Origin of the sequence: Actinomadura sp. NEAU-AAG7, from assembly GCF_018603865.1 — a bacterium.
GTDB classification, from domain to species: Bacteria; Actinomycetota; Actinomycetes; order Streptosporangiales; family Streptosporangiaceae; genus Spirillospora; species Spirillospora litoris.
The window spans coordinates 205,646-218,854 of sequence record NZ_JAHFZY010000005.1; the positions used below are offsets into that span (position 1 = coordinate 205,646).

15 protein-coding genes and 1 other RNA gene are annotated in these 13,209 nt (G+C 73.1%); 6 read left to right on the forward strand and 10 right to left on the reverse strand.

The window, feature by feature from the left end; all coding sequences use genetic code 11:
* The first annotated feature begins 4 nt into the window (after positions 1-4).
* Positions 5-364 (forward strand): hypothetical protein, encoded by a 360-nt coding sequence (locus tag KLI87_RS23625; protein ID WP_214618735.1) that lies wholly within the window; start codon positions 5-7, stop codon positions 362-364.
* Here the strand turns inward: KLI87_RS23625 and KLI87_RS23630 are convergent.
* The 5 genes from KLI87_RS23630 to KLI87_RS23650 all read right to left on the reverse strand — a co-directional run bounded on the left by KLI87_RS23630 (position 361) and on the right by KLI87_RS23650 (position 3,870).
* On the reverse strand, positions 361-1,017 hold the full coding sequence (locus KLI87_RS23630; protein ID WP_214618736.1) for a DUF1361 domain-containing protein: 657 nt from the start codon (positions 1,015-1,017) through the stop codon (positions 361-363). The genes KLI87_RS23625 and KLI87_RS23630 overlap by 4 nt on opposite strands.
* Before the next feature lie 113 nt (positions 1,018-1,130).
* On the reverse strand, positions 1,131-2,381 hold the full coding sequence (locus KLI87_RS41090; RefSeq protein WP_214618737.1) for a DUF2510 domain-containing protein: 1,251 nt from the start codon (positions 2,379-2,381) through the stop codon (positions 1,131-1,133).
* A gap of 3 nt (positions 2,382-2,384) precedes the next feature.
* Positions 2,385-2,783 (reverse strand): hypothetical protein, encoded by a 399-nt coding sequence (locus tag KLI87_RS23640; RefSeq protein ID WP_242886643.1) that lies wholly within the window; start codon positions 2,781-2,783, stop codon positions 2,385-2,387.
* A 48-nt stretch (positions 2,784-2,831) separates the two neighbouring features.
* Positions 2,832-3,185 (reverse strand): DUF6191 domain-containing protein, encoded by a 354-nt coding sequence (locus KLI87_RS23645; RefSeq protein WP_214618738.1) that lies wholly within the window; start codon positions 3,183-3,185, stop codon positions 2,832-2,834.
* Between the two features lie 61 nt (positions 3,186-3,246).
* A complete protein-coding gene (locus tag KLI87_RS23650; protein ID WP_246249453.1) occupies positions 3,247-3,870 on the reverse strand; it encodes a pyridoxamine 5'-phosphate oxidase family protein in 624 nt (207 codons plus the stop codon).
* A 111-nt stretch (positions 3,871-3,981) separates the two neighbouring features.
* On the opposite strand from KLI87_RS23650, the gene KLI87_RS23655 reads away from it, so the two are divergent.
* Genes KLI87_RS23655 through KLI87_RS23665 form a run of 3 tightly spaced genes read left to right on the forward strand, consistent with a single transcriptional unit; the run spans position 3,982 to position 6,646 of the window.
* Complete coding sequence (locus KLI87_RS23655; RefSeq protein ID WP_214618739.1) at positions 3,982-4,803, forward strand: Nif3-like dinuclear metal center hexameric protein; 822 nt, start codon at positions 3,982-3,984, stop codon at positions 4,801-4,803.
* Entirely contained in the window at positions 4,800-5,543 is a 744-nt protein-coding gene (locus tag KLI87_RS23660; RefSeq protein ID WP_214618740.1) for a zinc ribbon domain-containing protein, read from the forward strand. Before KLI87_RS23655 ends, KLI87_RS23660 begins: the two co-directional genes overlap by 4 nt.
* Complete coding sequence (locus tag KLI87_RS23665) at positions 5,540-6,646, forward strand: bifunctional RNase H/acid phosphatase (RefSeq protein WP_214618741.1); 1,107 nt, start codon at positions 5,540-5,542, stop codon at positions 6,644-6,646. Before KLI87_RS23660 ends, KLI87_RS23665 begins: the two co-directional genes overlap by 4 nt.
* On the opposite strand, the gene KLI87_RS23670 is transcribed toward KLI87_RS23665, so the two are convergent.
* Complete coding sequence (locus KLI87_RS23670) at positions 6,643-7,512, reverse strand: alpha/beta hydrolase (RefSeq protein ID WP_250904181.1); 870 nt, start codon at positions 7,510-7,512, stop codon at positions 6,643-6,645. The two genes, KLI87_RS23665 and KLI87_RS23670, sit on opposite strands and share 4 nt — an antisense overlap.
* A gap of 68 nt (positions 7,513-7,580) precedes the next feature.
* Here KLI87_RS23670 and rnpB point away from each other — a divergent pair.
* Positions 7,581-7,972: RNase P RNA component class A (gene rnpB, locus KLI87_RS23675), an RNA gene on the forward strand.
* Between the two features lie 47 nt (positions 7,973-8,019).
* Here rnpB and KLI87_RS23680 read toward each other — a convergent pair.
* From KLI87_RS23680 to KLI87_RS23690, 3 genes are all read right to left on the reverse strand, one after another.
* Positions 8,020-8,991, reverse strand: coding sequence for a phosphotransferase (locus tag KLI87_RS23680; protein ID WP_214618742.1), 972 nt, complete (start codon positions 8,989-8,991; stop codon positions 8,020-8,022).
* Between the two features lie 112 nt (positions 8,992-9,103).
* On the reverse strand, positions 9,104-9,529 hold the full coding sequence (locus KLI87_RS23685) for a hypothetical protein (RefSeq protein WP_156215000.1): 426 nt from the start codon (positions 9,527-9,529) through the stop codon (positions 9,104-9,106).
* Between the two features lie 8 nt (positions 9,530-9,537).
* Positions 9,538-10,380 carry a hypothetical protein gene (locus KLI87_RS23690; protein ID WP_156215001.1) on the reverse strand — a complete coding sequence of 281 codons (843 nt, stop codon included), beginning with the start codon at positions 10,378-10,380 and terminating at the stop codon, positions 9,538-9,540.
* A gap of 219 nt (positions 10,381-10,599) precedes the next feature.
* On the opposite strand from KLI87_RS23690, the gene KLI87_RS23695 reads away from it, so the two are divergent.
* Complete coding sequence (locus KLI87_RS23695; RefSeq protein ID WP_308166138.1) at positions 10,600-10,821, forward strand: hypothetical protein; 222 nt, start codon at positions 10,600-10,602, stop codon at positions 10,819-10,821.
* 91 nt (positions 10,822-10,912) lie between these two features.
* Here the strand turns inward: KLI87_RS23695 and KLI87_RS23700 are convergent, their stop codons facing one another.
* Positions 10,913-13,147, reverse strand: coding sequence for a bifunctional SulP family inorganic anion transporter/carbonic anhydrase (locus tag KLI87_RS23700; protein WP_308166139.1), 2,235 nt, complete (start codon positions 13,145-13,147; stop codon positions 10,913-10,915).
* Positions 13,148-13,209 lie beyond the last annotated feature (62 nt).

Below are 13,209 nucleotides of genomic sequence, written 5' to 3' on the forward strand. Positions count from 1 at the left end.
CGGCATGTCAGGAACGAAGATCAATCCAGCCTTTGTCATCTTCGCCGCGGCGGGCTTCGTGATCGTGGGATTCGCACTGTTCGGCAGCACCGTCGCCGGCGCCGGGATCGACGACCCGGACGAGAACAAGGCGGAGATCACGCTCCAGCTCTCGGCCATGCTCAACTACTGCGTCGCCGGGCTGGTGCTGGTCCTCATCGGCGTCGGGTTCCAGATCGCGAGCGGCGGCGCGAAGACCCCGGCCGCGCTCCCCGGCCCGGCGCCCTACGGCCCGCCCCAGCCCTACCAGGCGCAGCAGCCGCAGGCGCCCGGCCGGCCCTGGGGGCAGCAGGCGCCCGGCCCGCATCCTCCGGTCCAGGGCTAGAGCGAGGCCAGCGCGCCCTGGACCCGCCGCGCCCCCTCCAGGGCGGCGTCACGGAAGGCGACCGCGAGCGCCCGTGTCATGAAATGCCCGACCCAGGTCACCGCGAACGTGCCGAGGATCAGCGCCGGGGCCCACTGCCAGGTCAGGTGCACGACGATCCGCTCCAGCGCCGCCTGCGGGGCCACGACCGGCTCCCAGCTGTTCAGCCGGGCCCACCGTCCGAGGAAGATCCCGAGGGCGCAGAGCGCGTGCGAGGCGACCGTGACACGCCACCGCCACGCCCCGAGCCCGATCCGGGTGAGGTACCGCAGCGCACCGCCGAGCGCCAGGTAGTAGGCGAGGAAACCCGATCCGACGAGCACCGCGTAAACCGGGAGGACGGCCGTCACCACCGGCCCGTCCTGCGTCGAGAGCACGATGTCACCGCGCAGATGCACGAGGTCGGTGACCACATAGGGCGCGTTGGGCAGGAACAGCGCGAACAGCACCAGCCCCGCCCACCACAATGGCGACCGCGACGGACTCCGCCGCCGAAAGAGCGCACAGCCGAGCCCCACCGGAATCCACGCCAGCAGGATGTTCCAGCCCATCCACCAGGCGTCCCGGCGGAGAACACCGTCCAGATTGGGCGCCACCTGCTCCACGAGAGTCATTTCCCCATAATGCCCGACCGCCTCGCGCGGCGCCCGCGATAGCTCGGAACCGGGCGGAACCGCCGCCATTCCGGCGGCGAATCGAAATGGCGGCCGGGGGTCAGCGGCGCGGGTCAGGAGAGCCGGTGGCGCAGGCGGTGGGTCCGGCGGGCCAGCCGCACCGGCACCTCGCCCCGCTCGCTGGCCTCCTGAAGGGTCCGCTCCATCGCCGACAGCAGGTCGGGGCCGAGTCCCGCGCGGATGGCGACGGCGTCCGCCCGGCCGTCGGAGGGGGCGCTGAACAGCCGCGCGACCAGCGCCGCCGCCGACGCGGCCGCCGCCGGGACCGCCACCAGCAGCGACCCCGCGCAGGCGAACGCGGCGAACAGCAGGACCGGCAGGAACCCTGCCGGACGGTGCCAGCCGACGGCCCGCCGCCACATCGGGCCGACCGGCGACCACAGCGCCCGCAGCACCCACTGCGCCGCCCGGTTCGGCAGCGCGAGCTGGGCGTGGACGAACACCGGCAGCAGGCGCGCGCCGAACGCGTGGCCCACCTCGTGGGCGAGGACGCCGGCGAGCTGCTCGGCCGAGAGCGCCGAGGCGGAATGGGAGGTCACCGTGATGACGCGGCCCGCCGGGGCGCAGGCGGTCAGCTCGCCGGAGTCGGTGACCAGCAGCCGGTAGGTGCGGGGGTCGAGGCCGAGCCGGTGCCGGACGTCCCGCCACGCCTCCGCGATCAGGGCCGCCTCGGACTCGGCGGCGGCGCGGTGGCCGTACACGTGGCGCGCGGTGGACGGCGCCAGGGCGAGCAGCGTGACCAGGACCCACCCGCCGACCAGCGCCGCCGGGCCCCACAGCGGCCACAGCAGGTGCAGCGCGTAGGCGGCGGGCGCGACGGCGACCGCCTCCACGCCGAGGACGACGGGCAGGCCGATCGCGGCCCCGCGCTGCGGGGTCGGCGCGGGACGCGGGGCCGCCTTGACCAGGTCGGGCGGCGAGGGCGCGGCTTCCGCCGGAGCCTCGTCCGCCGGGCCGTCGCCGGCGGGCCCGTCGTCGGGCGGGTCGGCGTCGGCCGGGGCGTTGTCCGCCGGGGCGTCGCCGGTTCTCGCGTTGCTCGTCGTCTCGCCGTCCGGCGGGAGCCGCGGGGCGGTCGGTCTCGGCGGACGGGGCAGGTCGGCCGTCTTCGGAGGTGAGCGCCTCGCGGCCGGGCCCGGGGAGGGAAGCGGGTCCAGGGGGGCGGGAGGGGGGTTGGAGGCGGGACGGTGCGCTCGGGCGGGCTTGCCCTCGTAGGGGCGGGACTGGTCCGTCCACACGTCCCCGTCCCAGTAGCGTTCGCGTCCCATCCAGTGGGGGTCGGGATACCACCCGGGCTCGGCGCTCACCGGTCAGAGCTTCGGCGTGAAGGGGCGCCGGTGCGCCGGGTCGCCGGGCTCGGCGAGCCCGCGCATCGCGGTCTCGACCAGGGCGACGGACTCCTGGAGCGCGACGAGGCGGGCGCCCTCGCGGCGGTAGGTGTCCATGACCGCGTCGATGCCGTGCGGCGGGACGAGCTCGCCGAGGTCGACGCGGGCGGTGCGGAAGCCCTCGCGGGCCGCCTCGACGGACGCCGCCACGTGGTGGCGGGCCATCCGGGCGAGCGTGAGGGGGTAGCGGCGCAGGATCCCGTAGCGCCGGTACTCCGGCGGGACGAGTTCGAGCAGCCAGGCCATGGCGGTGTCCTCGAAGCGGTCGGTGCCCGGGGGGTGCACCTGCGCGGGCCAGCCGGGCGGGACATGGGCGCTCACTCGGTCAGGATATCCCGATGCTCGAACTCGTGTTCGAACGGGACGGGGTCAGTCCGCCACACCGGGCTCGCTGCGGCGGATACGGATCTTGCCGGAGTCCAGGTCGTCGCGGCGCGACGCCCCGGACCCCGCCTGCTCGTGGTCGTCCTGCCGCAGGATCTTCTCCCGCTGCTGCTCCTCCTGTTTGACCTTCTTGGAGCCCTCGAACGCGGAGGCGAGGTCCTCGAACATGCCGCCGCCGAAACCGGCACCGGTCTCGCCGTCACCACGGATGGCGCCCATCAGGGACGACTTGCCCGTCCCCTCGCGGGGCCACTCGACGATCTCCTGCTCGGCCGGCTCGGGCCTGTTGCCCATGGCACGGCCCTTGACGCGCTTGCGGCGGCGAAAGGGTGACTTCACACACTCTCCAACGCGATGAGTCTCCAGATTGATCCCGGCGGGCGGCCGGGCCCCGAGCCTGTCAGGTCCCGAACGACCACCGGGTGGGAGATCCGGTGAAGTCTCCCTGGCGCATCCCGAACGCCCGCTGCGGCCGTACCGCTACGGTCGCGTTCACCACGGGGTCCAGGAAGTCCACACGATAGCCGGTGGCGTACTTGGCGTTGACGAGGTCGATGAACCGCTGGAGCGCGCCCGGCTCGGTGACGACCTTGGCGGTCCCCTCGATGACCACGGGTTCCTCCGCCTCCTCGGTCGTCACGACGACGTTGGGGTTGGCCCGCAGGTTCACCATCTTGCGGGACGGGACGCTGCTGCTGAACATCAGCTCCTCCCCGGACCACGCGCCCCACACGGGCATCGCGTGCGGGCGCCCGTCCGGCCGGACGGTGCACAGCCAGAAGTTGCGGGCGGCGCGGAGGCGCTCCACGGCCCAGGCCCACGGCAGCAGGCCGCTGCCCTCGTCCGCGCCCAGGATGCCGTAGCCGGGCATGTGCGGACGGTCCGCCGCCGGGTGCGCGGCGCGTCCGGGCGGGGCGAACGGCAGGGCGGGCCCCCGCGCGGACGCGGCGGGGTCCGGGCGGGTGGGCACGGGTCGCGGTTCGGTGGCGGGCTCCGGTCGAGCTGCGGCGCCGGAAGCCGACATGGCGTTCTCCCCTCGGTCGGGCTCTCCCGGACATATCGTTTCAGACCGCGGCGCCGGGCGGTAACGCTCGGTGGCTCCGCGGGAGCGGCTCGGCGCGGTAACCTGCGGGACGTGCGCCTATCCCGCCTGATCGCCGTTCTGGACGAGCTGTATCCGCCCTCGTGGGCGGAACCCTGGGACGCCGTCGGGCTCGTCTGCGGCGACCCCGACCAGGAGGTCGGCCGGGTGCTGTTCGCCGTCGACCCGGTCGCCGCCGTCCTGGACGAGGCGCTGGAGTGGGGCGCCGGCCTCGTGGTCACGCACCACCCGCTGCTGCTGCGCGGGGTGCACTCGGTCGCCGCCACCACCCCCAAGGGGCGGCTCGTCCACCGGATGATCAGGAACGGGGTCGCGCTGTACACCGCGCACACCAACGCCGACCGCGCCGACCCCGGGGTGTCGGACGCGCTGGCGCGCGCGATCGGCCTGACCGGCGGGCTGCGCCCGCTGGTCCCGGCCGACGACGACCCCCGCCGCGGCCTCGGCCGTGTCGGCGAGCTGGCCGAGCCGGTCCCGCTGCGGGAGTTCGCCTCGCGGGCGGCGGCCGGCCTGCCGTCCACGGCGTGGGGCGTCCGCGCCGCGGGCGACCCCGAGCGCGCCGTCCGCACCGTGGCGGTGTGCGGCGGCGCGGGCGACTCGCTGCTGGACGCGGCGCGCGCGTCCGGAGCCGACGTCTACCTCACCGCCGACCTGCGGCACCATCCCGCCTCGGAGTTCACCGAGCAGGACGGCCCCGCGCTGGTGGACGCCGCGCACTGGGCGACCGAGTGGCCCTGGCTGGCCGACGCGGAGCGGCGGCTCACCGGGGCGTCGAAGGAAGCGGGCACGTTGGAGACCCGGGTGTCCACGCTCGTCACCGACGCGTGGCGCCTGCATTTCGAAGGAGCATTGTGAAAGCCGCACCGCAAGCCCAGCTTCGCCTGATCGACCTGCAGGACCTCGACAGCTCGCTGGACCGGCTGGCCCACCGCCGCCGCACGCTGCCCGAGCTGGCCGGGATCGAGCGCCTCGACGGCCGCCTGACCGAGCTGCGCGACGCGATCGTGGCGGCCGAGACCGAGGTCGGCGACCTGGAGCGCGAGCAGCGCAAGGCCGAGCAGGACGTCGACCAGGTCCGCACCCGCGCCGACCGCGACCGGGGGCGGCTCGACTCCGGCCAGGTGACCTCCGCCAAGGACCTCAGCGGCCTCCAGGCCGAGATCGAGTCGCTCACCCGCCGCCAGTCCGACCTGGAGGAGGTCGTGCTGGAGATCATGGAGCGGACCGAGGAGGCGCAGGGCCGGGTGGCGGCGCTGCGCGCCGAGCAGGCCGCGGCGCAGGAGGAGCTGTCGGGGCTCGTCCGGGCGCGCGACGCCGTCCAGCACGAGATCGACGACGAGGCCGGCACGACGAGCACCGCCCGCACCGCCGTCGCCAAGGACGTCCCCGAGGACCTCCTCGCCCTCTATGAGAAGCTGCGCGGCCAGTTCGGCGGCGTCGGCGCGGCCAAGCTGTTCCGGGGCGCCTGCCAGGGCTGCCACCTCGCGCTCAACACCGTCGACCTGAACCGGATCCGCGCCGCCGCGCAGGACGAGGTCATCCGCTGCGAGGAGTGCCGCCGGATCCTCGTCCGCACCCCCGAGTCCGGGCTGTGACGGCGCGGCGGCTCGTCGTCGAGGCCGACGGCGGGTCCCGGGGCAACCCGGGGCCCGCCGGGTACGGGGCGCTCGTCCGGGACGCGGTCACCGGCGAGGTGCTCGCCGAGGTCGCCGAGTCGATCGGCCTCGCCACCAACAACGTCGCCGAGTACCGGGGCCTGATCGCCGGGCTCGCCGCCGCCGCGGGCATCGACCCGTCCGCCCGCGTCGAGGTCCGGATGGACTCCAAGCTCGTCGTCGAGCAGATGTCGGGCCGCTGGAAGATCAAGCACCCCGACATGATCCCGCTGGCGCTCCAGGCCCGGGAGCTGGCCGAGAGCCTCGGCCCGGTCACCTACGGCTGGATCCCGCGCGGCCGCAACGCCCACGCCGACCGGCTCGCGAACGAGGCCATGGACGCCGCCGCGCGCGGCGAGCACTGGACCCGCAGGACCGAGGAGGCCCCGGGCGAGCCCGAGCCGCCCCCGTCCGCCGCGCCCCCCTCCACCGAGCCGACGACCACGCTGCTGCTCCGGCACGGCGAGACGCCGCTATCGATCGAGAGGCGCTTCGCGGGCACGGTCGACACCCCGCTCACCCCCGGGGGCCTCGCCCAGGCCCGCGCCGCCGCGCTCGCCCTCAAGGACCGGGACCTGGACGGGATCGTCACCTCCCCGCTGTCGCGCTGCCGCGACACCGCCGCCGAGGTCGCCGCCGCCACCGGCCTGGACGTCCGCGTCGAGGACGGCTTCCGCGAGACCGACTTCGGCGCCTGGGAGGGCCTCACCTTCGCCGAGGCCCGCGACCGCGACCCCGCCGCCCTGGACGCCTGGCTGGCCGACCCCGACGCCGCGCCGCCCGGAGGGGAGAGCTTCGCCGCGGTCGCCCGCCGCGTCCGCACCGCGCTGGACAAGCTGAAGGTCCGCTACCGCCACCGCCCCGTCCTGGTGGTCTCGCACGTCACCCCCATCAAGCTCCTGGTCAGGGACGCGCTGGGCGCGCCCATGCCGTCCCTGTACCGGATGCACCTGGACGTGGCGTCGCTGTCGGCGGTCGACTGGTACGCCGACGGCCCGGCGACCCTCCGCCTGTTCAACGACACCCACCACCTGGAGCGCTAGCCGGTCCCGTCGAGGAACCCGCCGATCGCGGCGGCGACCTCGGCGGGCGCCTCCTCGGCCATGTGGTGGCCGGACTCGATCGGGGTCCCCTCGACGTCGCCCGCCCAGTCGCGCCAGATGGCCACGGGATCGCCGTACAGCTGCTCCAGGTCGTCCAGGGTGGACCACATCACCAGCGTCGGGCACCGGACGCGGCGCCCCGCGGCGCGGTCGGCCTCGTCGTGGCGGCGGTCGATGCCGAGCCCGGCGCGGTAGTCCTCCAGCATCCCGCGCACGGTCGCCGGGTCGTGGATCGCGCCCTGGAAGTCCGCCCACGCCTCGGGCTCCATGTGCTCGGCGCCGGTGGCGTACCAGGCGTCCGGGTCGGCGCTGATGATCCGCTCCGCGGGCTTCTCCTCCTGGGCGAAGAACCACCAGTGCCACCAGGCCGCGGCGAAGCGGGCGTCGCAGCGCTCCAGGTGCTCCACGACGGGCAGCCCGTCCATCACCACGAGCCTGGTCACCGCCTCGGGATGGTCCATCGCCGTCCTGAAGGCCGCCAGCGCGCCGCGATCGTGCCCCGCGACCGCGAACCGGGTGTGGCCGAGCGCCCGCATGAGGGCGACCAGGTCGCGGGCCATGGCGCGCTTGGAGTAGGGGCTGTGCTCGGCGTCGGTCTCCGGCTTGGAGGAGCCCCCGTACCCGCGCAGGTCAGGGCAGACGACGCTGTACCGGTCGGCCAGGAGCGGAGCGACCTTGTGCCAGGTCGCGTGCGTGCGCGGATGCCCGTGCAGCAGCAGCAGCGGCGGCCCCGACCCGCCGTGCCGCACCCGCAGCTCCGCCTCGCCGACGTCGATCCGCTCCAGCGTGAATCCCTCGAAGATCATTCTCTCCGCGCTACCCCGCAGCGGTCCGTCCAATCCCCGCGAACCCGGTACGCTGGGACCACGGCGGACGAGCCGGCCGGGCGGCCGCGTCGGGGAGCGATCCCCGTCGAGGAAAGTCCGGGCTCCACAGGGCAGGGTGGTCGGTAACGCCGACCCGGGGCGACCCGCGGGACAGTGCCACAGAAATCAGACCGCCACCGGTTTCCGGTGGTAAGGGTGAAACGGTGAGGTAAGAGCTCACCAGCGCCCACGGTGACGTGGGCGGCTCGGTAAACCCCACCCGGAGCAAGGTCAAGAAGGGACTCCGGCAGGAGCCCCGCGCAGGTGCCTGAGGGCTGCCCGCCCGAGCCTGCGGGTAGACCGCTGGAGGCCGCCGGCAACGACGGCCCGAGATGGATGGCCGCCGCCCGCCGCCGAGAGGCGACGGGCACAGAACCCGGCTTACAGGCCGACTCGTCCGCCCACCCCGACCTGTCGGCTTGCTCCTCAGGCTCGGGCGCGGCTCGCCTATCGGGACGCGTTGGCGAGGTTCGCCACCGACTCCAGGAGGCCGTCCCAGGCTTCCTGGGTGTCGGACGAGCGGGTGTGGGGGGTGCGGAACCAGTCGACGTAGATCGACACCTCGTCCAGGTCCCAGCGCATCCGGTAGAGGTCCAGGGCCGACGGGTCGGGGGCGCGGCCCGCGGCCTCGGCGTAGCGGGCGAGGTCCGCCGGGGTCTCCGCGACCGACCACAGGTCGCGTTCGGGCGGAGCCACGCCGGTCGTGTCCCAGTCGATCAGCAGAAGGCGCCCGTCCAGGCCCAGCAGGTTGCCCGGGTGCGGCTCGCCGTGGGTGAGGACGGGAGGGCCGCCCCTCTCCGTGAGGTCGGCGGCCAGCCGGTCGAACTCCGCCAGGCATCGGCGGAGGGCGGGCGCGTGGTCGGCGATGAGGGCTCGCGCGGGCCCGGCGAAGGGACCGTCGGCCCAGGGGAGTGCTCCGTCGAGTGCCCGGTCCAGGACGCCGCGCAGCGCGAGTCCTGTGTCGAGCACCGGCGCCATTGCCGGGGGCGGCTGGCGGTGGAGTTCGGCCAGCAGGCCGAGGACGGTGTCGCGTTCGGCGGGAGTGCGCGGCCGGTCGTAGTCGCCGGGCGTTCCGTCCAGGTAGGGGAAAACGCTCAGCGCGTAACGTGTCCCGAATGGGCGGACGGTTTCGCCCTCGGTGGTCTTCAGGGGCGCCACGACGAATTCGAGATGCCGGAGGGCGGCGGCGGTGTCCATGGCCGCGCGCAGCGCTTGCAGCGCCGAGCCGGTATCCGGGTGCCCCTTGAGCACCAGGTCGGCGAGGGTGAGGAACCAGCGCCGCCCGCCCGCACCGGTCGCGACCCAGTGATGGTCACCGAAGCCGACGGGCGCGTAGGCCACCTCGTGGGCTCGGATGTCCCACCCGTCCAGTGCCCGCTGTAGTTGATCCTCGTCGACGTCCTCGGGTCGGGACTTCATCCCGGTCACGTTAGGCGATTCTTCTCTCCTGCGCATCTCCCGCATCGACCACCGCTGAACGGACGCTTCGAGGACGTGCGGCGGCCCGAACGCGGGGTCGGTCGGCCTCCGCCTACTCGTGCTCCAGGAAGCGCTCTATTCTGCGAATATCGTCAATATCCTTGTGGCGGCCGAGGCTTTTCTTCCAGGCGAGGGTGAGGTCCAGGGGCATGAAATTGATGCCCCGGGCGACTTCTGCCCGCTCGATGAGATAGTCGGTGCTCCAGCTCATGAGCCGGGGAAACCAGCCGTTCAGGATCTCAATCGAGACCTGCCCGTCGAAATGATGGGCGACCAGGACGCCATCGTAGGGAGCCGCCGCTACCGGATAAAGCCTCTCGACCTCTTTCCATGCCGCCTTCCTGGCGACGACATCCAGGTCCTGAATGTCCGCCCTGAGGCCGTGCAGAAGAAGGGGGGCGCTCCCGGCGAGGATGAAATCGGCATTGCAAAGGCTCAAGGCTTCCACGGTCTCGAATAGAAGCTCCACATCGTTCAAGGTGTCCTCTACATGGGTTTCAGGCCCAGTGCCAGTCGCACAATGACTGCCCAGAGTACACCAAATAGCACGCTGACGAAAGTACCTATGATGAATCTCTCGCCGAACTCGCGATCCTTTTCGATCTCAGGGTGCCGGGCGAGTGATTTGGCGGCTATTGCGAGCGCCGCCGCAGCCGCCTGGCCACTGGCGACGAAGGCGAAGACCAGGGCCCGCTCGAACCAGCCGATGTATCCATATGCTTCGCTGAAGGAGAAGATCTCGGTACGGAGCCTGGGCGCTTTGCGGTCGAACTGAGCATATATACGGGCGACGACCTCGTGGCTGACGAAGGTGGCGGCGAGAAAACCTGAAACCACGACGACCGCCCTGTTTCCCGTCAGAATCGCCAGGACGTCTCGGGGAGGGCCGTCGAAACTGAAGGCCCCGAGCAGGATGGCCGTGGTCACCGACAGCGTGAGCGCACTCCCCACAGAGCGGCGGTGGGGCGACTTGCTGTGAAGTCGCGCCCAGCGGAGCGTGATGGCCGCCTCCTGCCGACCGCGCTGGAGGATCCGGGTTAAGTAGATCCTGATGCCGAACAGGCGGTCGGTGGACCGGCCGGCCGGCTTGCCATTTCCGCCCTGGTTTCCGTCAACGGCCTTTTCCCATACCCGCAGCGAACACGACCAGAATATGGCGAGCAGGCACAGGAGGGTGGTCACCCAAATGGAAAGAAGGGGTGTCATGACCCAGATGCCGTAGAGTCCCGCCATGACCGTGCGGAAAAGGAAGGACCGGCGAACCACGGGAAGGCTGTCCGGTAGGAGTACTGCCACGATGAGCCCAATGAGGATCCGGGCTGTTTCCATAGCCCCTCCTTGCCCGCTGTTGAGACCGGTTGGACGGGGCGCGGTCAGCGGAGGTTCCGCCGCGGAGCCGGCGCGGAAGGGGAGGGGCGTGGAACTCTTCTGGTTCGGGTCACACGACACAAATGATCTGAAAGCCGGCGCCTAATGTCCGAGGTAGAGCCGGTCTCCTGGATCGGCGGTGATGGCGGGGCGAACCCGGCCCCGCGGAGAGGAGCGCCGGTGTTCATCGTGGGCATGGTGGTGATCGGCCTCGTCGGGCTGCTGGCCTCGCTGGCCTACCTCGCGGAGTTCGCGCGGGCCAGCCGCCGCGACGCGCTGTTCCTCCCCGCGCCCGACGGGCGCTCGCGGAGGGCGCGCCGGGTGACGGGCATGTACACACGCGGGAGCGACTTCATGGACGGGGACGACGAAATCCGCGGCGACGAGTTGGTCGGCCGCTGAGACGGGGGCGGCCCGGCCGGGGCCGGCAGGCCCGGGCCGGGGCCGTTCGATGGCTGCGGGCCGCCCACGGGGGACGGCCCGCCGCGATCTTCTAGAGGGTGACCTCGTCCGGGACGGGGACGAAGGTGCCGGCGGGCCGGTCGAGGACCTGGACGTTGGCGGTCTTCAGGTCCAGGTAGAGGCCGACCAGCTCGATCTCGCCCGCCTCCACGCGCTCCCGGAGCCAGGGGTAGGTGAGCAGGTTGTCGAGCTGCTGCATGACGTTGATCTTGCAGAGCCGGGTCAGCGGCGGCTCGTCGGTGTGCTCGGTGGCGAGGAACCGGGCGAGGCTCTGGTTGCCGTGCCTGAGCCAGCGCGTCAGCCCCTCCAGGTGCTCGACCTCGGTGCCGCCCGCGAGCAGCGCCGCCATGGCGCCGCAGTTGGAGTGGCCGCAGATCGTGATCGTCCGGATGTCGAGGACGCTCGTGGCGTACTCGACGGTCGCGGCGACGGAGTCGTCGGGCGTGCGGCTGCCGTGGCGCGGGACCATGTTGCCGACGTTGCGGTTGATGAACAGGTCGCCCGGGCCGCTCGCGGTGATGATGTTGGGCACGACGCGGGAGTCCACGCAGGTGATGAACAGGTGCTCGGGCTTCTGCTCCATCGACAGCTCCGCCATGATCGGGCGGACGAGCGGGGCGGTGCGGCCGTGGTACTCGCGCACGCCCGCCAGCAGCAGCGCGCTCGGGGACACCTCGGGGCCGTCCAGCTCCGCCTCCTGGCGGCGGCGCCGGTTCGCCCACGGCGCCCACCAGCGGGCCGGAGGCGACTTCTTGGGCGGAGAGGACATATCACCAGTCACAGCTCCTTCATACCAAGTCTCGTGAACCTCGTCGATGTCGACCCGGCCACCCTGGCGTTCGTGGGCGAGCCGCCACTGGTGGACGGCGTCGAACGCGGCGTGGTCCATGAAGTCGACGTCGAGGTCCAGGTCGACGGACGCGCCCTGCGGCACGCTCTGGAGAAGGCGGGTCAGCTTCGGGACGCCGAGGAACGTCAGCGTGCCCTCGACGACGACGTGCCAGCGGGGCGGCCCCGGCTCGTCGCCGGACACGGGGACGAGCCGCTCGGCGCGCACCGACAGGCGGGTGAGGCGCCGCAGCGCCAGCACCGCCATGATCCCGATGCCGAGCAGGACGCCCTCGCCGAGCCCGAGCACCACCACGCCCGCGAGCGTCGCGAAGTAGGCGGGCGCCTCGCGGTGGTGGCGCAGGTCGCGGACGCGCGCGGTGTCCATCAGCCGGAAGCCGAGCACCATCAGCAGCGCGGCGAGCGCGGCCAGCGGGACCTGCTCGATGACCGGCCCGCACAGCAGCGCGAGGACCAGCACCCAGACGCCGTGCAGGACGGTCGAGGCGCGGGTGCGGGCGCCCGCCTCCACGTTGGCGGTGCTCCGGACGATGACGCCCGCGACCGGCAGGCCGCCGAGGAGCCCCGACACCGCGTTCGCGGCGCCCTGGCCGAGCAGGTCGCGGTCGAGGTCGGCGCGCGGCACCCCGGCGGGCCGCCTGCGGTCGACGGCGACCCCGCACAGCAGCGACTCGACCGCCGCGACCAGCCCGACGGACACGACGGCCCCGACGATCGCGTGCGGCGTCCCGTGCGGCATGACGGGCGCCTGCCAGCCGCCGAGCAGGCTGTCGGGCAGGTCGACGCGGGGCGCCGTCCAGCCGAGCGACCAGGCGGTGAGGGTGGCGAGGGCGATCGCGGGCAGCGGCCCGGGGACCAGGCGCAGCGCCGTCCCGAACCGGCCGCCGCCGCGCGGCAGCCGCGACCAGGCCAGCAGGGCCAGGACGGTGATCCCGCCGAGCAGCGCGGGATGGGTGGAGGGGTCCAGGATCTGCCCGGGCAGTTCCCGCAGGTTGTCGAGCGCGGACTGCTGCGGGCTGCCGCCGAGCACCACGTGCGCCTGCGCGAGGACGAGGACGAGCCCGACCCCCGCGAGCATGCCGTGCACGACGGCGGGGGAGACGGCGAGGGCGGCGCGGGCGACGCGGCTGGCGCCGAGCGCGATCTGGAGGAGGCCGCCGAGCAGGGTGATCGTGCAGGTGGCGCGCCAGCCGTAGGTCTGGACGAGTTCGGCGACGATGACGGTGAGGCCGGCGGCGGGTCCGCTCACCTGGAGTGGCGACCCGCCGACCAGTCCGGCGACGATGCCGCCGACGATGGCGGCGATCAGTCCGGCGGCGATCGGTGCGCCCGAGGCGACGGCGATCCCGAGGGACAGCGGTATCGCGACGAGGAAGACGACGAAGGACGCGAGCAGGTCGTGTCGGAGTGTGGACACGCCTAACAACTTGGGAGTCACACAACGTATATAAGCACGCCCGCCGACGCGGCCAGGACCAC

Bases quoted from the DNA above. Each gene is read 5' to 3' on its own strand.
- KLI87_RS23625 (WP_214618735.1), top strand. From the start codon at position 5: ATGTCAGGAACGAAGATCAATCCAGCCTTTGTCATCTTCGCCGCGGCG.
- KLI87_RS23670 (WP_250904181.1), bottom strand. From the start codon at position 7,512: ATGATCTTCGAGGGATTCACGCTGGAGCGGATCGACGTCGGCGAGGCG.
- KLI87_RS23680 (WP_214618742.1), bottom strand. From the start codon at position 8,991: ATGAAGTCCCGACCCGAGGACGTCGACGAGGATCAACTACAGCGGGCA.
- KLI87_RS23690 (WP_156215001.1), bottom strand. From the start codon at position 10,380: ATGGAAACAGCCCGGATCCTCATTGGGCTCATCGTGGCAGTACTCCTA.
- KLI87_RS23650 (WP_246249453.1), bottom strand. From the start codon at position 3,870: ATGTCGGCTTCCGGCGCCGCAGCTCGACCGGAGCCCGCCACCGAACCG.
- KLI87_RS23630 (WP_214618736.1), bottom strand. From the start codon at position 1,017: ATGACTCTCGTGGAGCAGGTGGCGCCCAATCTGGACGGTGTTCTCCGC.